The 866-nt window shown below is 82.6% G+C and carries 1 protein-coding gene; it reads right to left on the bottom strand.

Annotated elements, in window-relative coordinates:
- Positions 1–37: 37 nt before the first annotated feature.
- Entirely contained in the window at positions 38–724 is a 687-nt protein-coding gene (locus GTQ99_RS23650) for an SDR family NAD(P)-dependent oxidoreductase (RefSeq protein WP_166618075.1), read from the bottom strand.
- Positions 725–866: the final 142 nt, after the last annotated feature.

Below are 866 nucleotides of genomic sequence, written 5' to 3'. Positions count from 1 at the left end.
GGTCGGCGGCCGCCCGCGCGAGCGCCCGCCGCCCCGCTCAGCCGAAGGCGGTGGAGGGCAGCTCGCGCTCCTGCCCGGCCAGCGCGGCCACGACGCGCTCGGCCACCGCGTCCGGCTCCAGCCCCCGCGGCAGCCGCGGCGCGCTGCCGGCCACCGGGCGCCCCGCCAGCCCCGTCTCGGTGTGCGGCGGGCGCACGTCGAGCACCCGAACCCCCTCGCGGCGCACCTCGCCGGCCAGCGCCCGGGTGAACGCGCTCAGCGCCGCCTTGGCCGCCGAGTACGCGGCCATCCCCGGCTGCGGGCGCTCGGCGACCACGGCGCTCACGACGGCCGCGAACGCCCCCGGCCGCTGCGCCTGCGCCCGCAGCAGGTGCGGCAGCGCCGCGCGCAGCAGGCGCACCGGCCCGATCGCGTCGGCCAGGAACAGCTCGTCGAGCAGGTCGTCGTCGGCCTGCTCGGCCGGGCCGAAGGCGACCACCCCCGCCGCGTGCACCAGGCCGTCCAGGCGCCCCAGGTGCGCCGCGGCCTCCGCGACGAGGCGCTCGGGCTCCCCCGGCAGGCGCAGGTCCGCGAGCACCGGGTGGCCCAGCCCCTCCAGGCGGGCGGCGTCGCGGCCGCTGACGACCAGCCGGGCGCCCGCCGCGGCCAGGCGCTGCGCGATCGGGCGGCCCAGCCCGCCGCCGGCACCGGTGAGCAGGACGGCGGCGCCCTCGAGGTCGGTCACGCCCGCACGCTCGCACAGCCCGGGCCCCCGCGCAGTCCCGGGCGCACCCTCAGCGCAGCACCGCCACCGCGCGGCTGCGGGCGCGCAGCAGCAGGCCGTCCGCGCCGGGGGCGCCGGGCACGACGTCGGCGAACGGCGGGCG

This window comes from Kineococcus vitellinus (genome assembly GCF_009906315.1).
Classification (GTDB): domain Bacteria; phylum Actinomycetota; class Actinomycetes; order Actinomycetales; family Kineococcaceae; genus Kineococcus; species Kineococcus vitellinus.
This window is presented reverse-complemented; position numbering and strand designations above follow the sequence as displayed.